Below are 25,420 nucleotides of genomic sequence, written 5' to 3'. Positions count from 1 at the left end.
CGCGCCGATGGCGCCGCGGACGAGGTCGTCCCACATGAACCAGAAGCGGTCCTGTCCGGGGGTGCCGAACAGGTAGAGGATGAGGTCCTGGTCGAGGGTGATGCGTCCGAAGTCCATGGCCACCGTGGTGGTGGTCTTGTCTCCGGTGTGGGTGAGGTCGTCGATGCCGGCGGAGGCGCTGGTCATGACGGCTTCGGTGCGCAGGGGGTTGATCTCGGAGACGGCGCCGACGAACGTGGTCTTGCCCACGCCGAAGCCGCCCGCCACCACGATCTTCGCGGAGGTGGTGGAGCGGGCCGCTCCGCCGTTAGAGCTTGCGAAGTCCACTGAGCACCCTTTCGAGCAGCGTTACATCCGGCGTGCCGCCGGCCTCTCCATTGCCCGGCTGGTGGATGGCCACCATTCCGGCCTCGGCCAGGTCGGCCACGAGGATCCGGGCGACGCCGAGCGGCATCGACAGCAGTGCCGACACCTCGGCGACGGATTTGACCTCCCGGCACAGCGTGCAGATGCGCTGGTGCTCGGGAAGCAGGCCCGCAAGGTGGACCGGGTCGGCCGTGGTGCTGACCAGGGCCTCGATCGCGAGCTGGTAGCGGGGCCGGGTCCGGCCGCCGGTCATCGCGTAAGGACGCACCAGCGGCTGGTCGCCTTCCGCGTACGACTGGTCGTACGAATCGGAGTAGGCGGGGGGCGGGGTCATGGATCCTCCGGGCTGGACAGCAGTGGTCAGCGTGCCGTCTGACGGGGGCCGGTGGGGGGACGGGGCGTGCGGCCTGACGGTGGTACTGGGACATCCGGGGCAGGGCCCCGGATTCCCCGGCCGGCAGTACCGTCCGGCCGGGGGATGGCGGTCAGATGAGCAGGCTTCCCTGCAGTTCGGCGCGCAGGTCCGGGGTGAGGACGCTGCCCGCGCGGTCGACCAGGAGGGCCATCTCGTAGCCCACCAGGCCGATGTCGCACTCGGGGTGCGCGAGCACGGCGAGGGAGGAGCCGTCCGAGACGGACATGAGGAAGAGGAAGCCGCGCTCCATCTCCACCACGGTCTGGTTGACCGGGCCGCCCTCGAAGATCCGGGACGCGCCCGCGGTCAGCGAGGTCAGTCCGGAGGCGACGGCCGCCAGCTGGTCGGCGCGGTCACGGGGGAAGCCCTCGGACATCGCCAGCAGGAGACCGTCGGCGGAGACCACCACGGTGTGGGACACCCCAGGGGTGTTGTCCACGAAGTTGGTGATCAACCAGTTCAGGTTCTGTGCCGCCTGGCTCATCGAACTCAACTATCGCTCCTGCTGGTGAGTGGGGCCGACGTGGTAGCTGCCGGTGGCCGGACCGTTGCCGCCCGCCTGGCGTCCCTGCTGGATGCCGCGGCGGAGGTTGGTCAGCCGTCCGCGCACGTCGTCGGGGGCGCGCGAGACGGAGGGACCGGTCTGGGTGTCGGCCGACTGCTGGGCGGTGCCCGCGACCAGGTTGGCGCGAGGCACCCGGCGGGGCAGGCCCGAGGTGGTGATGCCGCCGGCGGCGGGCTGGCGCACCCGCTCCGCCTGCCGCATCAGTTCGTCGTTGGGCGAGCTGCGCCAGTTGACCGTGGGGGTGGCGCCGGTCGCCGTCAGGGCGTCCTCGCCGCGCTCCTGGGCCCGCTGCGGGGCGGCCGGCCGCTGGGGAGCGGCGGGCGCCTGCTGCTGGAGGTGCGGCTGGTACTGCTGCGGCTGCTGGGGGACGGACTGGTTCGGCGCGGGGGCCTGCTGGCCCTGCGGCGGGTACCAGTTCGACTCCAGGTTGTCGAAGAGCGGGGTGCGCCCGTCGACGGGACCCTGGGCCGGCGGCAGCGCCTCCGGCTGGTGGGCGGCCGGCAGACCGGGCGCGCCCGGCCGGGGGCCGAACGCGTCGGCGCCGGAGCCCGGGGCGGGGTAGCCGCCGACACCCGGGCCGCCGGGCCGCGGGGCGAAGTCGGGACGCTCGAACTGCGAGGTCGACGCCGGGTCCTGGAGCTCCGGGCGGGCGAACTGGCCCGTGGTGGAGGCGTTCTGGACGTCCGGGCGGGCGAACTGCCCCGTGGTGGAGGCGTTCTGCTGGTCCGGGCGGGCGAACTGACCGGTGGTCGAGGGGTCCTGGAGCTCCGGGCGGGCGAACTGGCCCGTCGTGGAGGCGTCCTGGTACCCGGGCCGGGCGAACTGGCCCGTGGTGGAGCCGGTCGGGGCCGGGGCGCCGAAGTCCGGGCGGGCGAACTCGGCCGTGGCGCCGGGGCCCTGTACCTCGTCGTGACCGCGGGGGGTCTCCTGACCGCCGCGGGCGGCCGGGTCCATGCCCCAGCTGGTGGTCTGCGCACCCGACTGGGCACCCGTCTGCGGGCCGCCGGGCAGCTCGGCGCGGGGCGCACCGCCGCGGGCCGGCAGCTGGGGCCGGGCACCGCGCTGGTCGTCCGCGGCCCGGGCCGGGGCGGGCGCCGCCGGAGCCGGGGCGGCCGGAGCCGGCGGCTGCGGCTGGACGGGGCGCTGCGGAGCGGCGGGCCGCTCGAAGGCGTTGCCCTGCGGGAAACCGGCACCGGGGCCGGCGGCCGGCCGGCCGGGACCCTGCGGGGCACCGGCGCCACCGCGCGGGGCCATCGGCGCACCGGCGCCGAAGGCGTTGGTGCCGCCCTGGGCCGGGGGCTGGTTCTGGGGACGGCCGCCCTGCGGCGGACGCTGTCCGCCGTCGCGGCCGGGCAGTGCGGCCCGCTGGCCGCCCGCCGCCACCTGGCCGCGGCCGGCCGAGGCGCCGGCGGCGAGCCGGGCGGCCGCGCCGCCCTGCGGCACCGCGCCGCCACCGGGACGGGAGCCGGGGATCGGCGCACCGCCCTGGCCGGGGACGCCGGGCGCGCCCGGCTTCTGACCGCCCTGGGCGACGTCGACCGGGAGCATGACGAGGGCCGTCGTACCGCCGGAGTCGGAGGGACGCAGCTGGATGCGGATGCCGTGTCGCAGGGACAGGCGGCCGACCACGAACAGACCCATGCGGCGGGAGACCGAGACGTCCACGGTGGGCGGCGCGGCGAGCCGCTCGTTGATCGCGGCCAGGTCCTCGGGGGAGAGGCCGATGCCGGTGTCGTGGATCTCGACCAGCACCCGGCCGTCGGGCAGCGCGTGACCGGTGACCTTGACCTTGGTCTGCGGGGAGGAGAACGACGTGGCGTTCTCCAGCAGCTCGGCGAGCAGGTGCACGAGGTCGTTGACCACGCGGCCGGCGACGTCGGTCGAGGGGACCGAGGCCAGCTCGATGCGCTCGTACTGCTCCACCTCGGACGCGGCGGCACGCAGGACGTCGACCAGCGGGACCGGACGGGTCCAGCGGCGGCCGGGCTCCTCGCCCGCGAGGACGAGGAGGTTTTCGCCGTTACGGCGCATGCGGGTGGCGAGGTGGTCGAGCTTGAAGAGCGAGGACAGCTGGTCCGGGTCGGCCTCGCGCGACTCCAGCTCGGAGATGAGCGAGAGCTGGCGCTGGATGAGGCCCTGCGAACGGCGCGAGAGGTTGGTGAACATCGCGTTGACGTTGCCCCGCAGGAGGGCCTGCTCGGCGGCGAGGCGGACGGCCTCGCGGTGCACGTCGTCGAAGGCCGCGGCCACCTGGCCGATCTCGTCCCGGGAGTGCACACCGACCGACTCCACGGACGTGTCCACGTCCTGCGGGTCGGACTCGGACAGCTGCTTGACGAGCTCGGGCAGCCGCTCCTGGGCGACCCGGGTCGCGGTGTCCTGCAGCCGGCGCAGCGACCGGATCATGGACCGGGCCACGACGAAGGCGCCGACCAGCGAGACGCCGAGGACGAGGAGGATCAGCGCACCGTTGATGATGGCGTCGCGCTGCGACTCCTGCTTCAGCTCGCGGGCCTTGACCTCCATGTCCTCGAGCAGCGTCAGCTCGATGGTCTTCATGGCCTGGATCTTGACGTCGTCGGTGTCGTACCAGTCCATCCAGGAGTTGAACTTGACCTCCTTGGCGAACTGGCCGTCGTTGCCGAGGACGCGCTTGGCGTAGTGGTCCGCCGTGGAGATGTCCGCGTGGCTGTCGTTCAGCGTCTCGGTGAGCTCTTCGGCCTTGCCCTGGTAGACGAGGTCGAAGGTCTTGCGGGCCTCGCCCTCGGACTTCAGCGCGGCGTACGCGTAGAGCCGGTCGTTCTCCTTGAGCTCGCCGGTCTTGCCCTTGCTGTCGGGAAGGGCGTACGCGATGACGGCGCGCTGGATCGAGGCGTACTCCTTGGCGGAGGAGAACGACGTCAGGGCGCGGGTCCGCTTGATCATCTCGGGGTTGGAGGTGGCCTGGGCCATGTCCTGCGAGAGGCTGAGCAGCGCGGTGATCAGCTGGCTGTACTCGGAGACGGTCTGCTGGGCGCCGTCCTGGTACGCGGTCTTGCGGATCGTCTCGAGCTCGGTCAGCTGGCGGCTGATCTGGAGGACGTTGTTGCGGATCGAGTCGAGGGTCTCGTCGCGCTTGTCCTCGGTGTCGATGTTCTCGGTGGCCGCGATGAACGCCTTGGAGGCGACGTTCGTGTTCTCGCGGACGCCCTCGACGAGGCTGTTCGGCTTGCCGGGCGTGCTCTTGAGCGGGCCCGCGGACTTGTCGCGCTCGTCCTGGAGCGCGGCGGCCAGCGCGGTCGCCTGCTTGGTCATGGTGGTCAGCAGCTGCATGTGCTCCAGCTGCGCCATGTCGTTCATCGACTCGTTGATGCGCAGGCCACCGAGCGAGGTGGCGGCGACGACCGGGAGCGCCAGCAGGGAGACCAGACGCGTGGAGATGCGCCAGTTCTGCAGGGCGAGCCGGGAACCGGGCCCACTGGGGGCCTCGGATATGGACCGGCCCTGGGGCTCGTCGTCCGGCTTGGCGGCCTTGCCCTTGGGGGCCTTCGCGCTCTTGCCCTTGCCCTTGCCCTTGGCCTTCGACGTCGCGGCGGCCGGGCCGTTGCCCGAGCCGTCCGCCGCCGGCCCGTGGTTCTGGGCGTGCTGGGGCGCGGAGCCACGGTCGGTTACGCCGCGCGGCTCCTGCTCCGCCGCAGCGTCCCCTCGGCCCCGGGGGGCCTGGGGGGACCCCATTCCATCCCTCTTGAAACGTCCCTGCACTAGCGTCGCAACCTCTGGACCAGGCGTCCCACCGGGTGGAGCCGGCGGGACGGTGTCGAGTCGTGGGGCTCAGACGAGCCTCATGTGTGGTCGTGGGTGACCGGCGCTTCTCCCCTTCCGCACCGCCGCACGGCGCTGCTGAGCGCCCTCTGCGCGCCGGCTGAATGACGCGGCGGTCCCCGGAATTCCAGCACAGTGGCGGATCTCCAACAAGGTGCGAGTACCAGCCCCGGAGATCGGTGACCGCCCGTGTCGGCTGGACTACACCACGTGGACAGCGTTTCGGGGTGAATCGGACTTTCGTTTATGAATCACTTACTCCGTTGGCATGTCCCAGACGAGATGATCAGGAGCGGAATGGCGCATTCAGTGGCACAATGTCCGTTTTCCCGGAGGGAAATGACTGCGCGTTATGTCCTAAATGCCGGGCCGCTCGTGAGCAAACTCACATGCCCGGGGGTCAAGGTTCCAGAGTTTCCCGGGTAGTCGGATGTTTAGCCTGGCTGTTTACAGGGATGGCACATCCGACAACCGGCGCCCCCGGGCCCCGCATCACCGACAAGGTTCCGACGCAGCGATGAAGACGACGATGATGTTCCGCAACATAGCCAACCCGCGCCGCACCACCCTCGCGCACCTCAAGGACGCCGAGGAGCTGGCCCCCGCGGTCGCACAGCCGGAGCACTCCGTCGACCTGCCGACCCAGACCGCGAACCCGCGCCGCACCGTCCTGATGGACGCCCCCGTCGCGGCCGTCGCCGCCGAGTAGCGGCCCCCGAGGCACCCGGGCGCCGCGTCCCGCGCGCGGCGCCGTCTCGGCGCGCGGCCACCCCTCCCGTGCGGGATAGCCTGGAGCCGCCGGACTCCACCAGGGCAGTCCAGACCAGGTCCAGTACCAGTGAGGGGCGAAACCTTCCCGTGCGCATCGCCAGGTTCTCCATCGACGGCAATGTCGCCTTCGGAGCGGTCGAGGGCGATGCCCCCGACGAGCTCGTCCTCGACATCATCAAGGGCATCCCGTTCGCGGACTTCGAGCTGTCGGGCACCAAGGTCCCGCTGAGCAAGGTCCGCCTGCTGCCGCCCGTGCTGCCGAACAAGGTCGTGGCCATCGGCCGCAACTACGCCGAGCACGCCGCGGAGCTGGGGCACGAGGTCCCCGAGGTCCCGGTCGCCTTCTTCAAGCCCTCCACCTCCGTGGTCGGCCCCGGCGACCCGATCGTCTACCCCTCCTTCTCCCAGGAGCTGCACCACGAGGCCGAGCTGGCCGTGGTCATCGGGCGGATGTGCCGCGAGGTCCCGCGCGAGCGCGTCAAGGACGTCATCCTCGGCTACACCTGCGCCAACGACGTCACCGCGCGCGACGTCCAGCAGCGGGAGAGCCAGTGGGCCCGGGCCAAGGGCTTCGACAGCGCCTGCCCCCTCGGCCCCTGGATCGAGACGGACCTGGACCCGGGTGATCTGGCGATCCAGTGCACGGTCAACGGCGCCCAGCGCCAGCTCGGCCGCACCAGCGAGATGGTCCGGCCCATCGAGGACCTGATCGTGCACATCACCGAGGCCATGACGCTGCTCCCCGGCGACGTGGTCCTCACGGGCACCCCCGCGGGGGTCGGCCCGCTCAACGTCGGCGACGAGGTCGCCGTCACCATCGAAGGTATCGGCACTCTCACCAACAAGGTGATCAAGCGTGGCTAACGCGACCCCCCGCGTACGTTTCTGTCCCTCGCCGACCGGCAACCCCCACGTGGGCCTGGTCCGCACCGCCCTCTTCAACTGGGCCTTCGCCCGGCACCACGGCGGCACGTTCGTCTTCCGCATCGAGGACACCGACGCGGCCCGCGACTCCGAGGAGTCGTACGAGCAGCTCCTGGACTCGCTGAAGTGGCTCGGCTTCGACTGGGACGAGGGCCCCGAGGTCGGCGGCCCGCACGCGCCCTACCGCCAGTCGCAGCGGATGGACATCTACAAGGACGTCGCGCAGAAGCTCCAGGACGGCGGCTACGCCTACCCCTGCTACTGCACCACCGAGGAGCTGGACGCCCGCCGCGACGCCGCCCGCGCCGCCGGCAAGCCCTCCGGCTACGACGGCCAGTGCCGCGAGCTCTCCGCCGAGCAGAAGGCCGCGTACGAGGCCGAGGGCCGTTCCTCGATCGTCCGCTTCCGGATGCCCGACGAGACGATCACCTTCACGGACCTGGTCCGCGGCGAGCTGTCCTTCAGCCCGGAGAACGTCCCGGACTTCGGCATCGTCCGGGCCAACGGCGCCCCGCTGTACACGCTCGTCAACCCGGTCGACGACGCGCTGATGGAGATCACCCACGTCCTGCGCGGCGAGGACCTGCTGTCCTCCACCCCGCGCCAGATCGCGCTCTACGGCGCCCTGATCGAGCTCGGCGTCGCCAAGGCCGTGCCGGCCTTCGGCCACCTGCCGTACGTGATGGGCGAGGGCAACAAGAAGCTCTCCAAGCGCGACCCCGAGGCCTCGCTCAACCTGTACCGCGAGCGCGGCTTCCTCCCCGAAGGCCTGCTGAACTACCTCTCGCTGCTCGGCTGGTCCTTCTCCAAGGACCAGGACATCTTCTCGATCGAGGAGATGGTCGCGAAGTTCGACATCCCGGACGTCAACGCCAACCCGGCGCGCTTCGACCTCAAGAAGGCCGAGTCGATCAACGGCGACCACATCCGCCTGCTCGACCCGAAGGTCTTCGCCGACCGGTGCACCCCGTGGCTCCAGGCCCCGCACGCCAACTGGGCGCCCGAGGACTTCGACGCCGACGCGTGGGCGCGCATCGCGCCGTACGCCCAGACGCGCATGACCGTCCTGTCGGAGATCACCGCCAACGTCGACTTCCTGTTCCTCAAGGAGCCGGTGCAGGACCAGGCGTCCTGGGACAAGGCGATGAAGGGCGAGCCCGCGGCCCTGCTGACCACCGCCCGCGCCAACCTGGACGCGGCCGACTGGAGCGACCCGGAGTCGCTCAAGCAGGCCGTGCTGACCGCCGGCGAGGCCCACGGCCTCAAGCTCGGCAAGGCCCAGGCCCCGGTCCGGGTGGCCGTCACCGGCCGCACGGTCGGCCTGCCGCTCTTCGAGTCCCTGGAGATCCTGGGCAAGGACCGGTCGCTGGCCCGCATCGACGCGGCCCTGGCCCGGCTGGCCGGCTGAGGCCCGCCCGTACGTCCCCGCAGGGGGCGGCGTCCCGTCACCGGGCCGCCGCCCCCTGCGGCGTTCCCGGGACCCCTCCGGGCGCCGGCCCGGGGGAGTAGCCTCGGCCGCATGATCGAGGCCGTGCTGTGGGACATCGACGACACCCTCTTCGACTACACCGGGGCCGACCGGACCGGGCTCTCCCGGCACCTCGCGCAGGAGGGGCTGGCCGGCGCCTACGGCACGCCCGCCGACGCCCTCGCGCTCTGGCGCACGATCACCGACCGCCACTGGGACCGGTTCGCCGCCGGCCGGGTGGACTTCCAGGGCCAGCGCCGCGATCGGGTACGGGACTTCCTGGCCCGGCCGGAGCTGACGGACGCGGGCGCGGACGCCTGGTTCGACGGGTACGTCGCGCACTACCGGGCCGCCTGGGCGGTCTTCCCGGACGTGGTCCCGGCCCTGGACGCCCTGACGCCCGGCTACCGGCACGGCGTGCTCTCCAACTCCTCCGGGGCCAACCAGGAGGTCAAGCTGCGCGAGCTGGGCCTGCGGGGGCGTTTCGAGGTGCTGCTGTGCGCCGCCGAACTGGGCGTGAGCAAACCGGCCGCCGAGGCCTTCCGGGCCGCCTGCGAGGCCATGGGACTGGCCCCGGGCGCGGTCGCGTACGTGGGGGACCGGCTGGACATCGACGCGGAGGGGGCCCGGGACGCGGGCCTCGCGGGGATCTGGCTGGACCGCTCCGGGACGGCGGGGGCGCTCGCGGAAGGGGTGCTTCCAGAGGGGGTCCACCGGATCACCGGGCTCACCGAGCTGCCCGCCCTGCTGGCCGGGGATACCCGTTTTGGAGCTGAGTCACCCTTCCGGTAATGTTCTTTCTGCGCCGCCGAGCGGGCCGAAAGGCCGGACGGGGGCGCCACTCAAGAGGAAGTCCCCGACAGGGGGTTGACTTTTGGTGGGGTATAGTGTAATTGGCAACACGAGGGTTTCTGGTTCCCTTATTCTAGGTTCGAGTCCTGGTACCCCAGCGCAGTGCAAGTAGTAGACGCAGTGCTTTGCCCCCGTTGTGTAGCGGCCTAGCACGCCGCCCTCTCAAGGCGGTAGCGCCGGTTCGAATCCGGTCGGGGGTACAGATCCTTCCCGCGAGATCTCCATGGGTCGCACCCGGACGTCTCGATGCAGGATCGCTAGGGCCCCCGTTGTGTAGCGGCCTAGCACGCCGCCCTCTCAAGGCGGTAGCGCCGGTTCGAATCCGGTCGGGGGTACTGAGGTTGTCTAGACCTCATTGGGCTATGGTGTAATTGGCAACACGAAGGTTTCTGGTTCCTTTGTTCTAGGTTCGAGTCCTGGTAGCCCAGCGCAGTACCAAAGCAAGCCCCCGTTGTGTAGCGGCCTAGCACGCCGCCCTCTCAAGGCGGTAGCGCCGGTTCGAATCCGGTCGGGGGTACGCACAGAGAAGGCCCCCCGCGTTCGTCGCGGGGGGCCTTCTCGCTGTTCCCGTCCGGTCGGCGGCCGTTGGCGCGCCGGGTGGCGCCGCCCCGGGTCGACGAACGGGCAGACGAACGGGCCCGAAGGCGCTCGGCAGGACGGTTGCGGCGTCGTGAGCGCCCCCGGGCCCGGGGGAGGGGAAAAGGGTCGGGCAGGTCAGCCGGAGCGGCGCAGGGCCTCGCTCAGGCGCGCGGCGGCGTCGATGACCGCCTGCGCGTGCATCCGGCCCGGGTGCCGGGTCAGCCGCTCGATCGGCCCGGAGACCGACACGGCCGCCACCACGCGGTTCGAGGGCCCGCGCACCGGCGCCGAGACGGAGGCCACACCGGGCTCCCGCTCGCCGATCGACTGCGCCCAGCCGCGCCGGCGCACGCCGGACAGGGCCGTGGCCGTGAACCGGGCGCCCTGCAGGCCCCGGTGCAGCCGCTCGGGCTCCTCCCAGGCCATCAGGATCTGGGCCGCCGAGCCGGCCTTCATCGGGAGCGTGGAGCCCACCGGGACGGTGTCCCGCAGACCCGACAGCCGCTCGGCCGCCGCCACGCAGATGCGCATGTCGCCCTGCCGGCGGTAGAGCTGCGCGCTCTCGCCGGTGACGTCGCGCAGGTGGGTGAGTACCGGTCCCGCCGTGGCCAGCAGGCGGTCCTCGCCGGCCGCGGCGGCAAGCTCTGCCAGCCGCGGACCGAGGATGAACCGGCCCTGCATGTCCCTCGCCACCATCCGGTGGTGTTCCAGTGCCACGGCCAGGCGATGTGCCGTGGGTCGTGCGAGCCCTGTCGCCGCGACCAGCCCGGCGAGGGTGGCCGGACCGGACTCCAGTGCGCTCAATACCAGAGCTGCCTTGTCGAGAACGCCGACGCCGCTAGAGTTGTCCATGCAACGATATTCACGTCTCACACTGTGAAACGCAAGTTCAATTTTCCGGAGAACCCGCCAGGCTAGAGGTGCGGGCCCGGAAACCACGGGTCAGAGCCCGTCCGTCCGGCACGTGGGGTACGGGCGCACGCGGCCTCGAAAAGATCTCTAGGAGCGTCGGCCGACCGGCCGACCGGAGGGAAAGCGATGGGTAGGACACTCGCGGAGAAGGTCTGGGACGACCATGTCGTCCGGCGCGCCGAGGGCGAGCCCGATCTCCTCTTCATCGATCTGCACCTGCTGCACGAGGTGACCAGCCCCCAGGCCTTCGAGGGCCTGCGCCAGAACGGTCGTCCGGTCCGCCGCCTCGACCTCACCATCGCCACCGAGGACCACAACACCCCCACCCTGGACATCGACAAGCCCATCGCGGACCCGGTCTCCCGGGCCCAGCTGGAGACGCTGCGCAAGAACTGCGCCGAGTTCGGCGTCCGGCTGCACCCGCTGGGCGACGTCGAGCAGGGCGTCGTCCACGTGGTGGGACCGCAGCTGGGACTGACCCAGCCGGGCACCACGGTGGTCTGCGGTGACTCCCACACCTCCACGCACGGCGCCTTCGGCGCCCTGGCCTTCGGCATCGGCACCAGCCAGGTCGAGCACGTGCTGGCCACCCAGACGCTGCCGCTGGCCCGCCCCAAGACCATGGCGATCACCGTCACCGGCGAGCTGGCCGAGGGCGTCACGGCCAAGGACCTGATCCTGGCGATCATCGCCCGGATCGGCACCGGCGGCGGCCAGGGCTACGTCCTGGAGTACCGCGGCGAGGCCGTCGAGAAGCTGTCGATGGAAGCCCGCATGACCGTCTGCAACATGTCGATCGAGGCCGGCGCCCGCGCGGGCATGATCGCCCCGGACCAGACCACCTTCGACTACCTCCAGGGCCGCGACCACGCCCCCGTGGGCGAGGACTGGGACGCGGCGGTCGCCTACTGGAAGACCCTGCGCACCGACGAGGACGCGGTCTTCGACGCCGAGGTCGTCATCGACGGCGCCGCGCTCTCCCCGTTCGTCACCTGGGGCACCAACCCGGGCCAGGGCGCGCCGCTGTCCGCCGCCGTCCCCGACCCGGCTTCGTACGAGGACGCTTCGGAGCGCCTGGCCGCCGAAAAGGCCCTGGAGTACATGGGGTTGACCGCCGGGCAGCCGCTGCGCGACATCAAGGTCGACACCGTCTTCGTAGGTTCCTGCACCAACGGCCGCATCGAGGACCTGCGCGCCGTCGCCGGTGTCATCGGGGGCCGCAAAGTCGCCGACGGCGTACGGATGCTGGTCGTCCCCGGCTCCGTCCGGGTGGCCCTGCAGGCCGTCGAGGAGGGCCTGGACAAGGTCTTCAAGGACGCCGGCGCCGAATGGCGGCACGCGGGCTGCTCCATGTGCCTGGGCATGAACCCGGACCAACTGGCCCCCGGTGAGCGTTCCGCGTCCACCTCCAACCGCAACTTCGAGGGCCGGCAGGGCAAGGGCGGCCGGACCCACCTGGTCTCCCCCCAGGTGGCCGCCGCCACCGCGGTCCTGGGCCACCTGGCCTCGCCCGCCGACCTGTCCGACGCCCCCACGCCCGCCGGAGTCTGAGAACCATGGAAGCTTTCACCACGCACACCGGCCGGGCCGTCCCGCTGCGCCGCAGCAACGTCGACACCGACCAGATCATCCCGGCCCACTGGCTGAAGAAGATCACCCGGGACGGGTTCGAGGACGGGCTCTTCGAGGCCTGGCGCAAGGACTCCGAGTTCGTGCTGAACCGCCCCGAGCGCCAGGGCGCCACCGTCCTGGTGGCCGGCCCCGACTTCGGCACCGGCTCCTCCCGCGAGCACGCCGTCTGGGCCCTGCAGAACTACGGCTTCAAGACCGTCATCTCCGCCCGGTTCGCCGATATCTTCCGCGGCAACTCGCTCAAGAACGGTCTGCTCACCGTCGTCCTGCCGCAGGAGACGGTGGAGCGCCTGTGGGAGCTGACCGAGGCCGACCCGACCGCCGAGGTCACCGTCGACCTGGTCGAGCGGAAGGTCACGGCAGCCGGAATCGAGGCGGAGTTCGAGCTGGACGAGAACGCCCGCTGGCGACTGCTGGAGGGACTGGACGACATCTCGCTCACCCTTCAGAACGAAGCCGACATCGCCGCTTACGAAAGCACCCGGCCGGCCTTCAAACCGCGCACGATTCAGGCCTGATCAGGGCTTATTCGCTACTGGACAACGACTGTGCCCCCCGTCTCCGGACGGGGGGCACAGTCGTATGTTGAGGCCCCGTGAGGCGACAACTCGCCCCAGATGGCACAATCTGTGCATGGAACGCGACACTCAACTCGAGCTCTACGAACTCGTCGCGGACCGGTTGAAAGAAGCACACACAAGGGTGCGCTCACTGCAAGTCCCGGAGGGCGTAAGGATGGCGCTGTCCCGGAAGCTGTTGGTCGCCACCGCCGCGGCGAAGCATGATCTCGCCGATGCGGCAAGGCGCCTGGACAGGTTGATGAAGGACCTCGACGAGGGTCGATTCCCTGAAGGCGACTGATGCGAAGGAACTCCGCAACGGTCCGCATCGTTGCGGCACTAGGGTGATTAGCCCGTTTCGTGTTTGATTTGCGGTATATATCCGCCTAACGTGCGAAAAAGCTTGAACACATTCGTTCTGGCAATGTCTCCGAAGGGGAAGACGTGAACAAGGCGCAGCTCGTAGAAGCGATTGCCGACAAGCTCGGCGGCCGCCAGCAGGCCGCGGACGCTGTCGACGCGGTGCTCGACGCGATGGTCCGCGCGGTCGTCGCGGGCGACCGGGTCTCGGTCACGGGCTTCGGCTCGTTCGAGAAGGTCGACCGCCCCGCCCGGTACGCCCGCAACCCGCAGACGGGTGAGCGCGTCCGGGTCAAGAAGACCTCGGTCCCCCGCTTCCGCGCCGGCCAGGGCTTCAAGGACCTGGTCAGCGGCACCAAGAAGCTCCCCAAGGGCGACGAGGTGGCCGTCAAGAAGGCCCCCAAGGGCAGCCTGATGGCCGCCGCCTCGGGCAGCCGTACGACGGTCAAGAAGGCCGCCGCCAAGAAGGCCACCACGGCCAAGAAGGCCGCTGCGAAGAAGGCCGCTCCGGCCAAGACCACCGCGGCCAAGAAGACCACGGCCACCGCCGCGAAGAAGACCACGGCGAAGAAGGCCACCGCCGTCAAGAAGACCACCGCGGCCACCAAGAAGACCACCGCCGCGGCGAAGAAGGCGGCCCCGGCGAAGACGGCGGCGAAGAAGACCACCGCCAAGAAGACCGCCCCCGCCAAGAAGGCCACCGCGAAGAAGGCGCCCGCCAAGAAGACCACGGCGCGCAAGACCACCGCGAAGAAGACGGCCGCCCGCAAGTAGGCCGACGGAATCCGAAGGTCGGGACGGAAGGCGCCGGGCCGGTGCCCCCTTGCCGGGGACACCGGCCCGCGGCGTGTCCGCGACGCCCGCGGCAGCCGTCGGGCCGGCCTTCCGACAGGTCAGAGGGTCTGCAGCGTGATCAGGGTGATCCGCAGCGCGGTCCCCGAACCCTCGGTCTCGATCCGCACCCGCTGGCCCGCGCGCAGCAGCCGCAGGCCCCCCGCGTCGAAGGCCGGTGCGTCGAAGGACACCGGGGTGCCGTCGTCCAGCAGCACGCTGCCGGTGCGGGTCTCGGGTTCGTACGTGTACGCGGTTGCCTGCATACCCGCACCTTATAGGCGCCGGCCGGCCCGTTCAGCGGTGTTCCGGCACCCGGACGGACCCGTACAGCTGGGCCGTACGGGCCCCCAGGCCCAGCGCCGCGGCCGCCTCCAGGTCCGTGCCGGTGTCCACGTCCCGCCGTACGCTCGGCACCCCGCTCAACCGGATTTCCACCGCTCCGGAAGCGGAATGCCGGGCCCGCGAAGGCCCTCCGAACGCGGGTGCCAATTCCACCCCCGGTGCCGCGGAAAGCAGGGTCGTACCGATTCCCGCCGCATCCGCCAGAAATGCCCGGGGAAATGCCCCGGCCGTTTCGAGCACGCGTTGCAATTCCGCCGGCCGCAGCGCCGGCAGGTCGGCGTTCATCGCCGCCACCGCGGCCCCCGGACGCCGGGCCCGGACCGCCCGCGCCCCGTGCGCCAGCGCGGCGTTCAGCCCCGCCGCCGGCAGGTCCGGCAGCACCCGCGCACCCAGCCCGGCCAGTTCCGCACCCGCCACCGGGTCGTCCGTGACGACCACCACATCCCGGACCGCGGCGCAGGCCAGCGCCCCCGCGACGGTGTCCAGCGCGAACGCCAGGGCCAGTGCGGGGCGGGCGGCACCGGCGGCCGCCGCCAGACGGCTCTTCGCCTCCGACAGCGGCTTCAACGGGACGACCAGCGTCCAGGCGGTGTTCGTGACGGCCCCCTCCCCGGAAAGCGTGCGCGTGCGCCCCATTGTCCCCCCGGTCCCGGCCGACAGGGGGTACCGTCCCGCGAGCGGGGCGTACGGTGTTCTCGACAGAGACCGGACCCGGGGCCACACTTGTCCGGCCCCCGGGTGCCCCGCGCCCCGCCCCGGTCCAAGAGGAAGGTGTCCGAGTGTCCCGCCGCAGAATCGGCTTCTGGTACCGCCTGGCGGCGGTCATCGCAAAACCGCCGCTGGTAGTGCTGTTCAAGCGGGACTGGCGGGGAATGGAACACATTCCGGCCGACGGCGGCTTTATCACCGCCGTCAATCACAACTCGTATCTGGACCCGCTGTCCTACGCGCACTTCCAGTACAACACCGGCCGGGTGCCCCGGCTGCTCGCCAAGGCCGCCCTGTTCAAGGCGCCTTTCGTGGGCATGATCCTGCGCGGCACCGGCCAGATCCCGGTCTACCGCGAGTCCACCAACGCCCTGGACGCATTCCGGGCCGCCGTGGACGCCATCGAGCGCGGGGAATGCGTCGCCTTTTACCCGGAGGGCACCCTCACCCGCGATCCCGACCAGTGGCCGATGGCCGGCAAGACCGGCGCCGCCCGGGTCGCCCTCATGACCAAGGCGCCCGTCATCCCGGTGGCCCAGTGGGGCGCCAACCTCGCGATGCCGCCGTACGCCCGGGAGAAGAAGCTCAGCCTCTTCCCCCGCAAGACCCTCCAGGTCCTGGCCGGCCCGCCGGTGGACCTCTCGGAGTTCTACGGCCGCGACGCCACGCCCGAAGTCCTCAAGGAAGCCACCGAGGTCATCATGGCGGCCATCACCGCCCTGCTGGAGGAGCTGCGCCAGCAGCCCGCCCCGGCCGAGCCGTACGACCACCGCAAGGCCCGGGCCGAGCAGCGGCGCAAGTCCACGGGGGAGGGCACCAAGTGAACCGTCCCGTCAAGGCCGCCGTCTTCGGCACCGGCTCCTGGGGCACCGCCTTCGGCATGATCCTCGCCGACGCCGGCTGCGAGGTCACCCTCTGGGGCCGCCGTCCCGAACTGGCCGAGGCCGTCAACGCCACCCGCACCAACCCCGACTACCTGCCGGGCGTCGAACTCCCCGCCAACCTGCGCGCCACCACCGACCCGGCCGAGGCCGCCCGCGGCGCCGACTTCACCGTCCTGGCCGTGCCCTCCCAGACGCTCCGCGGCAACCTCGCCGAATGGGCGCCGCTGCTGCCCGCCGACACCGTCCTCGTCTCCCTGATGAAGGGCATCGAACTCGGCACCGCCAAGCGGATGAGCGAGGTCGTCGAAGAGGTCGCCAAGGTGCCCGCCGAGCGCGTCGCCGTGGTCACCGGTCCCAACCTGGCCCGGGAGATCGCCGCCCGGCAGCCCGCCGCCTCCGTGGTCGCCTGCACCGACGAGGCCGTCGCCCGGCGGCTCCAGAGCGCCTGCATGACCCCGTACTTCCGGCCGTACACCAACACCGACGTGGTCGGCTGCGAACTGGGCGGCGCCGTCAAGAACGTCATCGGCCTGGCCGTCGGCATCGCGGACGGCATGGGACTGGGCGACAACGCCAAGGGCTCCCTCATCACCCGGGGCCTGGCCGAAACCACCCGGCTCGGCCTCGCGATGGGCGCCGACCCGCTCACCTTCTCCGGCCTGGCCGGCCTCGGCGACCTGGTCGCCACCTGCTCCTCGCCGCTCTCGCGCAACCACACCTTCGGCACCAACCTCGGCCGCGGGATGACGCTCGAGGAGACCATCGCGGTCACCAAGCAGACCGCGGAAGGCGTCAAGTCCTGCCAGTCGGTGGCCGATCTGGCCCGCCGCCACGGCGTCGACATGCCCATCACCGACACCGTCGTCGACATCGTCCACGAGGGCAAGCCGCCGCTGGTCGCACTGAAGGAACTCATGGGGCGCAGCGCCAAACCGGAACGCAGCTGACACCTTTCCGGACGCATGAGCGGGTACCCTCGTGGCGATATGAGCAGCGAGAACCTCCCCCAGACCCCTGAGCAGCAGGGCCGCAAGCCGCGGGTGGCCGTCGTCTTCGGCGGCCGCAGCTCGGAGCACGCCATCTCGGTCGTCACCGCGGGCGCGGTCCTGCGCTCGATCGACCGCAGCAAGTACGAAGTGCTGCCGATCGGCATCACGACGGACGGCCGCTGGGCCCTGACCGCGGACGAGCCCGAGCGGATGGCCATCGCCGACCGCCGGCTGCCCAACGTCTCCGAGCTCACCGACTCCGCCGACGGCGGCGTGGTGCTCTCCGTCGACCCCGCCAACCGCGAGGTCGTCTACACCGAGCCGGGCGCCGTCCCCAAGGCCCTGGGCGAGGTCGACGTCGTCTTCCCCATGCTGCACGGCCCCTACGGCGAGGACGGCACCCTCCAGGGCCTGCTGGAGCTCTCCGGCGTGCCCTACGTCGGCTCGGGCGTGCTCTCCTCGGCCGTCGGCCAGGACAAGGAGTACATGAAGCGCGTCTTCATCTCCTTCGGCCTCGAGGTCGGCCCGTACGAGGTCGTCCGCCCGCGCGAGTGGGAGCTCGACCCGGCCGCCGCCCGCAAGAAGATCGTGGACTTCGCCGGCGAGCACGGCTGGCCGCTCTTCGTGAAGCCCGCCCGCGGCGGCTCCTCGATGGGCATCACCAAGGTCGACGACCTCTCCGGGCTGGACGAGGCGGTCGCCGAGGCCCGCCGCCACGACCCCAAGATCCTCGTCGAGTCGCTGCTCACCGGCCGCGAGATCGAGTGCGGGGTGCTGGAGTTCGAGGACGGCCCGCGCGCCAGCGTGCCGGCCGAGATCCCGCCGGTCTCCAGCCACGACTTCTACGACTTCGAGGCGAAGTACATCGACTCCGCCTCCGGGATCGTGCCGGCCCCGCTCACCGACGCGCAGACCGCCGAGGTCCAGGCGCTGGCGGTCAAGGCGTTCGACGCGGCCTCCTGCGAGGGCCTGGTCCGCGCGGACTTCTTCCTCACCGACGAGGGCCGCTTCGTCATCAACGAGATCAACACCATGCCGGGGTTCACCCCGATCTCGATGTACCCGCGGATGTGGCAGGAGTCGGGCGTCTCGTACCCCGAGCTGGTCGACCTCCTGATCCAGGCGGCCCTGCGCCGCCCGACGGGCCTGCGCTAGCGGATCCGGGAGCCGGTCCCGCTCACACTGTGGGCGGGACCGTCTTCTTTACCGCGGCCACGATCGGGTCCAGTACGCCGACCTCGGTGGCGACCCCCTGCGCGACCACGACCTCGACGTAGGCCTCGCGGTAGGTGCTGGTGAACCGGACCCCGCCGGACCGGAGCTCCTCCGCCATCCAGCCCACGCCGTCCCACTCGGCCCCGAGGGCCATCGGATCATCCATCTTCGCGGGCCGGGGGACGCCGCAGCGCAGTACGATCGCTGCGCCGCCCCAGGCGGCCGTGAGGTCGGACGCGGGTTCGGGATCGATGCGGTCCCGGCCGGCCACCGTCTCGGGGAGCTCCCGGTGCAGCGCCGCACAGACCTTCGCCACGTCCGCCGCCGGCGCGGGCGGGGGAGTGACCGCCGCCCGCGCGTCGTCCGACGTGCACCCCGCGAGGGCGAGCACGGCGGCCAGCGAGGGGATCAGAAGGGGCCGGAGGCGGTTGGACGTCACCGGCCAAGACTAGACGGGGGCTACAGATGGACGACCGGGCAGGTCAGGGTGCGGGTGATCCCGTCCACCTGCTGGACCTTGGCGACCACCATGCGGCCCAGGTCGTCTACCGTGTCGGCTTGGGCCCGCACGATGACGTCGTAGGGACCGGTCACGTCCTCCGCCTGGATCACCCCCGGGATCTTCGCGATGGACTCGGCGACGAGCGACGCCTTGCCCACCTCGGTCTGGATGAGGATGTACGCCTGTACCACGGAACCTCCAGGGCGGCCACGAGGATGATCTCCCCTAACCTTCGGGTGGGGACGAGCCCGCCCCTGATTCGGCGGGGCCCCAGGGAAGAAGGGACGCCACGGTACCGCGTCGCCGCGTGCCGCGGGGAGACCCGAGGACCCGGCGCCGCGCTCGGCGGGGCGTACGGAGAACAGAAGTTGACGTATCTGTTGACGGTACCTACAGCAGTGACGGCTCGCGACCGCAAGCCCACTGGGCCAGAAGGAGCACAGCGATGAAGGGCACCGTGGGCGAGCTGGGGGAGTTCGGGCTCATCAGAGAGCTGACCTCGCGGCTGACCACCACCCCGGCGGTACGGCTCGGTCCCGGCGACGACGCCGCGGTCGTCACGGCCCCGGACCGGCGGGTCGTGGCCAGCACCGACATCCTGCTGGAGGGCAGGCACTTCCGCCGGGACTGGTCCACCGCCTACGACGTCGGCCGCAAGGCCGCCGCGCAGAACCTGGCCGACATCGCCGCCATGGGCGCCGTGCCGACCGCCCTCCTGCTGGGCCTGGTGGTCCCCGCGGAACTCCCGGTCACCTGGCCCACCGAGCTGATGGACGGGCTGCGCGACGAGTGCCAGGTCGCGGGCGCCGCCGTGGTCGGCGGGGACGTGGTGCGCGGCGACACCATCACCGTCGCCATCACCGCCCTCGGCGACCTGCGCAACCACGAACCGGTCACCCGGGCCGGCGCCCAGCCCGGCGACGTGGTCGCCGTCACCGGCTGGCTCGGCTGGTCCGCCGCCGGCTTCGCGGTCCTCTCCCGCGGCTTCCGCTCCCCGCGGGCCTTCGTCGAGGCGCACCGGCGCCCGGAGCCGCCGTACCACGCCGGCCCCGCCGCCGCCGGCCTCGGCGCCACCGCCATGACGGACGTCAGCGACGGCCTGGTCGCCGACCTCGGCCACATCGCCGAGGCCAGCAAGGTCCGCATCGACCTGCACTCGGCCGCCATCGACATCCCCACGCAGATGAACGACATCGGTCAGGCCGTCGGCGTCGACCCGCTCCAGTGGGTGCTCAGCGGCGGCGAGGACCACGCCATCGTCGCCACCTTCCCGCCGGACGTGAAGCTGCCGGCCCGCTGGAAGGTCATCGGCGAGGTCCTGAACCCCTCCGCGCAGCCCCAGGTGACCGTGGACGGCGCCCCCTGGACCAGCACCGGCGGCTGGGACCACTTCGGCGGCGAGATCGAGGACGCCGTATGAGCCCGGCCCCGCCGCGCTGCCTGACCGTCGCCGGATCCGACTCCGGCGGCGGCGCGGGCATCCAGGCCGACCTCAAGACCATGCTCGCCCTCGGCGTGCACGGCATGAGCGTCGTCACGGCCGTCACCGCCCAGAACTCCCGCGGCGTGCACGGCGCCTGGGAACTGCCCGCGGAGGCCGTCACGGCCCAGTACCGGGCCGTGGTGGACGACATCGGGGTCCAGGCGGTCAAGACCGGCATGCTGGCCTCGGCCGAGCTGGTGGAGACCGTCGCGGGCCTGCTGGCCGGGACCGACGCGCCCGCCGTGGTCGACCCGGTCGGCGTCTCCAAGCACGGCGACGCCCTGCTCGCCGCCTCCGCCCTGGACGCCGTACGCCACCTCCTGCTGCCCGCGGCCACCGTCGCCACGCCCAACCTGGACGAGGTGGCCCAACTCACAGGAGTCCGGGTCGAGGCCGAGACGGACCTGCGCCGGGCCGCCGAGGCCGTACTGGCCTTCGGACCCCGCTGGGCCCTCATCAAGGGCGGCCACCTCGCCGCCGGCCACGAGGCCGTGGACCTGCTCACCGACGGCACCACCGAACTCTGGCTGCGCGCCCCCCGCCACTCCAACCGGCACACCCACGGCACCGGCTGCACCCTCGCCAGCGCCATCGCCGCGGGACTGGCCCGCGGACTGGACGTACCCGCCGCCGTCACGGCCGCCAAGGAGTACGTCACCGGGGCGATCGCCGCCGGCTTCACGCTGGGCACCGGCATCGGCCCGGTGGACCACGCCTGGCGGCAGCGCGCCTGACCGCCCGCCGCACGCACGAAAGGCCCGGACCCCCAAGGGATCCGGGCCTTCGCACGCGTCCGGGAAAGTCAAAAGCCGGCCCACCGAGGTGGACCGGCTTTCAAGGCAACCGGAAAGGGCTGCGCTACGACGGGAAGCGTCAGCGCGAGACCTTGCCGGCCTTGATGCACGAGGTGCAGGCGTTGAGGCGCTTCGGCGTCCCACTCACGACGGCACGCACACGCTGGATGTTCGGGTTCCAGCGACGGGGCGTACGACGGTGCGAGTGCGAGATGTTGTTGCCGAAGCCCGGCCCCTTGCCGCAAACGTCGCAGTTGGCAGCCACAGGTCACTCCAAAGACTTCAGATGCACTTACAGTGAAATCCGGCGCACCGGATCAGAGATCTGAAGTGGTTTGCCGGGGGAATGGCCCGACTTTCGTCGGGCAACCGGAGCAGCATACAACGGCTGCTCCCGTACAAGAAAACTACCACGGCTCCCGGACCCTCCGCCCCGGACGGACCCCGGTCCGCCCCGCCCCCTTCGTTACCCTGCGGAGCAGACCCGTCCGTCCAAGGAGGAGACCCCGGTGGCTCACGTGCCGCACACCCTCGACGCCGATGCGGTGCGCACCTGGAGCTCCCTGGCGCTGGCCGCCCTGGACCGCGCCCGCGAGGACATCGACGCGATCAACGTCTACCCGGTCGCGGACGGGGACACCGGCACCAACCTCTACCTGACCGCCGAAGCCGCCGCCGCGGCCCTCGACGAGGTCTTCACCGCCCCCGCGCCCTCGCTCGCCGAAGCCGTCCGCGGGTACGCGCACGGCGCCCTCATAGGCGCCCGCGGGAACTCCGGCACGATCCTGGCGCAGCTGCTGCGCGGCATGGCCGAGGTACTGGCCGAGGAGAGCGGCACCGGCGCCGGCGACGCGGGTGCCGGCTCCGGGCGGCCGCTGGCCGAGGCCCTGGCCCGGGCCGCCGCCTCCGCCTACCAGGCCGTCGCCCACCCCGTCGAAGGCACCATGCTCACCGTGGCCGGCGCCGCCGCCCGGGCCGCCGCCACCGCCGGCGAGGACGCCGCCGACGTCGCCAGGGCCGCCTACGACGGCGCCCGGGCCGCCCTGGAGCAGACCCCCGGCCAGCTCGGCGCCCTCGGCCGGGCCGGCGTGGTCGACGCCGGGGGCTGCGGCGTGGTCGCCGTCCTCGGCGCCCTGTGGCAGGCCCTCTCCGGCGAGGAGCTGGCCCCCGAACCGGTGCGCGGCCCCGCCGTCCCCGTCCCGTACGAGCCCGAACCCTGCGCCGCGGGGACCGGCGAGGGTCCCGCGTACGAGGTCATCTACCTGCTCGAGGCACCCGACACCGCGCTCCCCCCGCTGCGCGGCCGGCTGGACGCCCTCGGCGACTCGCTCGTGGTCGTCGGCGGCGACGGGCTCTGGAACGTCCACGTCCACGTCGACGACCCCGGCGCCGCGGTCGAGGCCGGCATCGACGCCGGCCGGCCCTACCGGATCCGCATCACGCACTTCGCCGACCAGCGCCGCCGGGCCCGTGGCGAGCGGGTGCAGCGCGCCGTGGTCGCCGTCGTGCCGGGGGAGGGGCTGGCCGGCCTCTGCGAGGAGGCCGGGGCCACCAGCGTGCTCGCCCGGCCCGGGGAGCCGCCCGCGGTCGGCGCGCTGCTCGACGCCGTCCACCGGGCGCACGCCCGCGAGGTCGTCCTGCTGCCCGGCGACGCGGCCTGGCGGCACACCGCCGCCGCGGCCGCCGAACAGGCCCGCGCCGAGGGCGTCCGGGTCGCCGTGATCCCCACCCGCTCCGCCGTCCAGTCACTCGCCGCACTCGCCGTGCACGACCCCGAGGGCAGCTTCGACGAGGACGTCGTCGCCATGACCGCGGCCGCCGGCGCCACCCGCTACGGCGAACTGGCCGTGGCCGAGCGCCGCTCCTTCACCTCCGCCGGCATCTGCCAGGCCGGGGACGTGCTGGGCCTGATCGACGGGGACGTGGCCGTGATCGGCGCCGGCCTCTCCGACACCGCCGAGGCGGTGCTCGCCCGGATGCTCGGCTCCGGCGGCGAGCTGGTCACCCTGGTGCTCGGCCCCGAGGTGCCCGACGCCCTCGCCGACCGCCTCGAGGCGTACGTACGCGAACACCACCTGGCCGTGGACACCGTGACCTACCACGGCGGCCGGCACTGCGCGCCCCTGCTGATCGGCGTCGAGTAACGGGCTTGTCGGCGGCATGGTGTGGAATGGAACACGTGCCCGCGCTCGACGAACCCCTGAAGAACTCGCTCGGCTCCGCCACCGCCAAGGTGCTCGCCGAGAACCTCGCCCTGCACACGGTCGGCGACCTGCTCCACCACTACCCGCGCCGGTACGCCGAGCGCGGGGAGCTGACCCCGCTCGCCGAGCTCGGCGACCAGCTCGACGAACACGTCACGGTGGTCGCCCAGGTCGCCGACGCCCGGGTGCTGACCTTCAACGGCGGCCGCGGCAGACGCCTGGAAGTCACCATCACCGACGGGTACGGCCGGCTCCAGCTGGTCTTCTTCGGCTCCGGTGTGCACAAGCCCCACAAGGACCTGCTGCCCGGCAGCCGCGCGATGTTCGCCGGCAAGGTCGGCATGTTCAACCGCAAGCTCCAGCTCTCCCACCCGGCGTACGAACTCCTCGGCGCGGACGCGGGCGCCTCGGCGGTGGATGCCTTCGCCCACCAGCTGATCCCGATCTACCCGGCCTGCGCCAAGCTGGAGAGCTGGAAGATCGCCAAGGCCGTGGACGCCGTGCTCCCCAGCGCCCAGGAGGCCGCGGACCCGCTCCCGGAGGCACTGCGGGCCGGCCGGGGCATGCTCACCCTCCCCGAGGCCCTGCTCAAGATCCACCGGCCGCGCACCAAGGCCGACATCGAGGAGGCCCGCGAGCGCCTGAAGTGGGACGAGGCCTTCGTCCTCCAGGTCGCCCTGGCCCGCCGCCGGCACGCCGACACCCAGCTCCCCGCCGTCGCCCGCCGCCCCGCCGACTCCGGCCTCCTGACCGCCTTCGACGCCAAGCTCCCCTTCACCCTCACCGAAGGCCAGCAGCAGGTCTCCCGCGAGATCTTCGCCGACCTCGCCACCTCCCACCCGATGCACCGCCTCCTCCAGGGCGAGGTCGGTTCGGGCAAGACGCTGGTGGCGTTGCGGGCCATGCTGGCCGTGGTGGACTCCGGGGGGCAGGCGGCGATGCTGGCGCCCACCGAGGTGCTGGCGCAGCAGCACCACCGGTCGGTCACCGAGATGATGGGGGAGCTCGCCGAGGGGGGCATGCTCGGGGGAAGTGAGCACGCCACCAAGGTCGTGCTGCTCACCGGGTCGATGGGGACGGCCGCCCGGCGGCAGGCACTGCTGGACCTGGTCACCGGCGAGGCCGGGATCGTCATCGGCACGCACGCGCTCATCGAGGACAAGGTGCAGTTCCACGACCTCGGCCTGGTCGTGGTCGACGAACAGCACCGCTTCGGCGTGGAGCAGCGCGACGCCCTGCGCGGCAAGGGCAAGCAGCCCCCGCACCTCCTGGTCATGACCGCCACCCCCATCCCGCGCACCGTCGCGATGACGGTCTTCGGCGACCTGGAGACCTCCGTCCTGGACCAACTCCCCGCCGGCCGCTCCCCGATCGCCACCCACGTGGTGCCCGCCAAGGACAAGCCGCACTTCCTCGCCCGCACCTGGGAGCGGGTCCGGGAGGAGGTCGAGGGCGGCCACCAGGCCTATGTCGTCTGCCCCCGCATCGGGGACGGCGAGGACGACGCCAAGAAGCCCGCCGCCGAGGACGAGGCGGAGAAGCGGCCCCCGCTCGCCGTGGTCGACATCGCCGAGCAGCTGCGCACCGGCCCGCTCGCCGGACTCGCCGTCGAGGTGCTGCACGGCCGGATGGACCCGGCCGACAAGGACGACGTCATGCGCCGCTTCGCCGCCGGCCAGGTGCAGGTCCTCGTCGCCACCACCGTCATCGAGGTCGGGGTCAACGTCCCCAACTCCACCGTGATGGTGATCATGGACGCGGACCGCTTCGGCGTCTCCCAGCTGCACCAGCTCCGCGGCCGGGTCGGCCGCGGCTCGGCCCCCGGGCTGTGCCTGCTGGTCAGCGAGATGCCCGAGGCCAGCCCCGCCCGGGCCCGGCTGGCCGCGGTGGCGGCCACCCTCGACGGCTTCGAGCTGTCCCGGATCGACCTGGAGCAGCGCCGCGAGGGCGATGTGCTGGGCCAGGCCCAGTCCGGCGTCCGCTCCTCGCTGCGGGTGCTGTCCGTCCTCGAGGACGAGGAGGTCATCGCCCAGGCCCGGGAGGAGGCCGCCGCGGTGGTGGCGGCCGATCCGGAGCTGGCCGGCCTGCCCGCGCTGCGCACGGCCCTGGACGCCTTGGTCGACGCCGAGCGGGAGCGGTACTTGGAGAAGGGCTGAGCCAGGGGCCGTCTCTTTCGGATCTTGCCGGTTAAGCCCGCGTCGTCTGGCGCCGTGCATCGCAAGGCGGAGGGTCGCCCGATTACTGGACGTACTTGGGCGGG

At 72.1% G+C, this 25,420-nt stretch carries 25 protein-coding genes and 5 tRNA genes; 20 read left to right on the top strand and 10 right to left on the bottom strand.

Annotation, left to right across the window (positions count from 1 at the left end; all coding sequences use genetic code 11):
• The 4 genes from AB0O40_RS32370 to AB0O40_RS32355 all read right to left on the bottom strand — a co-directional run.
• A partial coding sequence (locus AB0O40_RS32370; protein ID WP_365049055.1) for an ATP/GTP-binding protein occupies positions 1-327 on the bottom strand: 327 nt, incomplete at its 3' end.
• Positions 308-700, bottom strand: coding sequence for a DUF742 domain-containing protein (locus AB0O40_RS32365; protein WP_365049053.1), 393 nt, complete (start codon positions 698-700; stop codon positions 308-310). The genes AB0O40_RS32365 and AB0O40_RS32370, both read right to left, overlap by 20 nt.
• A 151-nt stretch (positions 701-851) precedes the next feature.
• The gene (locus AB0O40_RS32360) at positions 852-1,265 is read right to left on the bottom strand and encodes a roadblock/LC7 domain-containing protein (RefSeq protein WP_365049051.1); all 414 of its coding nucleotides are present in this window, start codon (positions 1,263-1,265) and stop codon (positions 852-854) included.
• A gap of 9 nt (positions 1,266-1,274) precedes the next feature.
• Entirely contained in the window at positions 1,275-5,060 is a 3,786-nt protein-coding gene (locus AB0O40_RS32355; protein ID WP_365049049.1) for a nitrate- and nitrite sensing domain-containing protein, read from the bottom strand.
• 604 nt (positions 5,061-5,664) lie between these two features.
• Between AB0O40_RS32355 and AB0O40_RS32350 the strand changes: the two genes are divergently transcribed.
• From AB0O40_RS32350 to AB0O40_RS32310, 9 genes are all read left to right on the top strand, one after another.
• Entirely contained in the window at positions 5,665-5,856 is a 192-nt protein-coding gene (locus AB0O40_RS32350) for a hypothetical protein (protein ID WP_365049047.1), read from the top strand.
• Between the two features lie 149 nt (positions 5,857-6,005).
• On the top strand, positions 6,006-6,782 hold the full coding sequence (locus AB0O40_RS32345) for a fumarylacetoacetate hydrolase family protein (RefSeq protein ID WP_365049045.1): 777 nt from the start codon (positions 6,006-6,008) through the stop codon (positions 6,780-6,782).
• Positions 6,775-8,250, top strand: a complete 1,476-nt coding sequence (gene gltX, locus AB0O40_RS32340; protein ID WP_365049044.1) for a glutamate--tRNA ligase — start codon at positions 6,775-6,777, stop codon at positions 8,248-8,250. Before AB0O40_RS32345 ends, gltX begins: the two co-directional genes overlap by 8 nt.
• A gap of 111 nt (positions 8,251-8,361) precedes the next feature.
• Positions 8,362-9,102, top strand: a complete 741-nt coding sequence (locus AB0O40_RS32335) for an HAD family hydrolase (protein WP_365049043.1) — start codon at positions 8,362-8,364, stop codon at positions 9,100-9,102.
• Positions 9,103-9,188: 86 nt separating this feature from the next.
• A tRNA-Gln gene (locus tag AB0O40_RS32330) sits at positions 9,189-9,260 on the top strand.
• Between the two features lie 29 nt (positions 9,261-9,289).
• Positions 9,290-9,362, top strand: a tRNA-Glu gene (locus AB0O40_RS32325).
• 62 nt (positions 9,363-9,424) lie between these two features.
• A tRNA-Glu gene (locus AB0O40_RS32320) sits at positions 9,425-9,497 on the top strand.
• Between the two features lie 21 nt (positions 9,498-9,518).
• A tRNA-Gln gene (locus tag AB0O40_RS32315) sits at positions 9,519-9,590 on the top strand.
• A gap of 16 nt (positions 9,591-9,606) precedes the next feature.
• A tRNA-Glu gene (locus AB0O40_RS32310) sits at positions 9,607-9,679 on the top strand.
• A gap of 197 nt (positions 9,680-9,876) precedes the next feature.
• Here the strand turns inward: AB0O40_RS32310 and ndgR are convergent.
• On the bottom strand, positions 9,877-10,593 hold the full coding sequence (gene ndgR / locus AB0O40_RS32305) for an IclR family transcriptional regulator NdgR (protein ID WP_037837458.1): 717 nt from the start codon (positions 10,591-10,593) through the stop codon (positions 9,877-9,879).
• Between the two features lie 186 nt (positions 10,594-10,779).
• On the opposite strand from ndgR, the gene leuC reads away from it, so the two are divergent.
• From leuC to AB0O40_RS32285, 4 genes are all read left to right on the top strand, one after another.
• Entirely contained in the window at positions 10,780-12,204 is a 1,425-nt protein-coding gene (gene leuC / locus AB0O40_RS32300) for a 3-isopropylmalate dehydratase large subunit (RefSeq protein WP_365049041.1), read from the top strand.
• 5 nt (positions 12,205-12,209) lie between these two features.
• Positions 12,210-12,803 carry a 3-isopropylmalate dehydratase small subunit gene (gene leuD, locus AB0O40_RS32295; protein ID WP_365049039.1) on the top strand — a complete coding sequence of 198 codons (594 nt, stop codon included), beginning with the start codon at positions 12,210-12,212 and terminating at the stop codon, positions 12,801-12,803.
• 115 nt (positions 12,804-12,918) lie between these two features.
• Entirely contained in the window at positions 12,919-13,146 is a 228-nt protein-coding gene (locus AB0O40_RS32290) for a hypothetical protein (RefSeq protein WP_365049037.1), read from the top strand.
• Positions 13,147-13,289: 143 nt separating this feature from the next.
• Complete coding sequence (locus AB0O40_RS32285; RefSeq protein WP_365049035.1) at positions 13,290-13,979, top strand: HU family DNA-binding protein; 690 nt, start codon at positions 13,290-13,292, stop codon at positions 13,977-13,979.
• A gap of 119 nt (positions 13,980-14,098) precedes the next feature.
• On the opposite strand, the gene AB0O40_RS32280 is transcribed toward AB0O40_RS32285, so the two are convergent.
• The gene (locus AB0O40_RS32280) at positions 14,099-14,302 is read right to left on the bottom strand and encodes a hypothetical protein (RefSeq protein WP_365049033.1); all 204 of its coding nucleotides are present in this window, start codon (positions 14,300-14,302) and stop codon (positions 14,099-14,101) included.
• Positions 14,303-14,333: 31 nt separating this feature from the next.
• A complete protein-coding gene (cofC, locus tag AB0O40_RS32275; RefSeq protein WP_365049031.1) occupies positions 14,334-15,017 on the bottom strand; it encodes a 2-phospho-L-lactate guanylyltransferase in 684 nt (227 codons plus the stop codon).
• Between the two features lie 143 nt (positions 15,018-15,160).
• On the opposite strand from cofC, the gene AB0O40_RS32270 reads away from it, so the two are divergent.
• From AB0O40_RS32270 to AB0O40_RS32260, 3 genes are read left to right on the top strand one after another with little or no spacing between them, the layout of a single operon-like run.
• Entirely contained in the window at positions 15,161-15,913 is a 753-nt protein-coding gene (locus tag AB0O40_RS32270; RefSeq protein ID WP_365049029.1) for a lysophospholipid acyltransferase family protein, read from the top strand.
• A complete protein-coding gene (locus AB0O40_RS32265) occupies positions 15,910-16,920 on the top strand; it encodes an NAD(P)H-dependent glycerol-3-phosphate dehydrogenase (RefSeq protein ID WP_365049027.1) in 1,011 nt (336 codons plus the stop codon). Before AB0O40_RS32270 ends, AB0O40_RS32265 begins: the two co-directional genes overlap by 4 nt.
• A 39-nt stretch (positions 16,921-16,959) precedes the next feature.
• On the top strand, positions 16,960-18,117 hold the full coding sequence (locus tag AB0O40_RS32260) for a D-alanine--D-alanine ligase family protein (protein ID WP_365049025.1): 1,158 nt from the start codon (positions 16,960-16,962) through the stop codon (positions 18,115-18,117).
• Positions 18,118-18,139: 22 nt separating this feature from the next.
• Here the strand turns inward: AB0O40_RS32260 and AB0O40_RS32255 are convergent, their stop codons facing one another.
• Both AB0O40_RS32255 and AB0O40_RS32250 read right to left on the bottom strand, forming a co-directional pair.
• On the bottom strand, positions 18,140-18,616 hold the full coding sequence (locus AB0O40_RS32255; protein ID WP_365049023.1) for a DUF3515 domain-containing protein: 477 nt from the start codon (positions 18,614-18,616) through the stop codon (positions 18,140-18,142).
• 20 nt (positions 18,617-18,636) lie between these two features.
• Complete coding sequence (locus AB0O40_RS32250) at positions 18,637-18,870, bottom strand: Lrp/AsnC ligand binding domain-containing protein (protein WP_365049021.1); 234 nt, start codon at positions 18,868-18,870, stop codon at positions 18,637-18,639.
• Between the two features lie 254 nt (positions 18,871-19,124).
• Here AB0O40_RS32250 and AB0O40_RS32245 point away from each other — a divergent pair, with 254 nt between their 5' ends.
• Both AB0O40_RS32245 and thiD read left to right on the top strand, forming a co-directional pair.
• Positions 19,125-20,099, top strand: a complete 975-nt coding sequence (locus AB0O40_RS32245) for a thiamine-phosphate kinase (RefSeq protein ID WP_365049019.1) — start codon at positions 19,125-19,127, stop codon at positions 20,097-20,099.
• Positions 20,096-20,896, top strand: a complete 801-nt coding sequence (thiD, locus tag AB0O40_RS32240) for a bifunctional hydroxymethylpyrimidine kinase/phosphomethylpyrimidine kinase (protein WP_365049017.1) — start codon at positions 20,096-20,098, stop codon at positions 20,894-20,896. The genes AB0O40_RS32245 and thiD overlap by 4 nt, the downstream gene beginning before the upstream one ends.
• 139 nt (positions 20,897-21,035) lie before the next feature.
• Here the strand turns inward: thiD and rpmB are convergent, their stop codons facing one another.
• A complete protein-coding gene (gene rpmB, locus AB0O40_RS32235; RefSeq protein ID WP_016642993.1) occupies positions 21,036-21,221 on the bottom strand; it encodes a 50S ribosomal protein L28 in 186 nt (61 codons plus the stop codon).
• Positions 21,222-21,465: 244 nt separating this feature from the next.
• Here rpmB and AB0O40_RS32230 point away from each other — a divergent pair, with 244 nt between their 5' ends.
• Together AB0O40_RS32230 and recG are read left to right on the top strand one after the other, a co-directional pair.
• Positions 21,466-23,100, top strand: a complete 1,635-nt coding sequence (locus tag AB0O40_RS32230) for a DAK2 domain-containing protein (RefSeq protein WP_365049015.1) — start codon at positions 21,466-21,468, stop codon at positions 23,098-23,100.
• A gap of 26 nt (positions 23,101-23,126) precedes the next feature.
• Positions 23,127-25,316, top strand: a complete 2,190-nt coding sequence (recG, locus tag AB0O40_RS32225; RefSeq protein WP_365049013.1) for an ATP-dependent DNA helicase RecG — start codon at positions 23,127-23,129, stop codon at positions 25,314-25,316.
• Positions 25,317-25,420 lie beyond the last annotated feature (104 nt).

It is taken from the genome of Streptomyces sp. NPDC089919 (genome assembly GCF_040684615.1).
Classification (GTDB): domain Bacteria; phylum Actinomycetota; class Actinomycetes; order Streptomycetales; family Streptomycetaceae; genus Streptomyces.
Note: the sequence above shows the minus strand (reverse complement) of the source record. Positions and strands in the feature narration are given on the sequence as shown.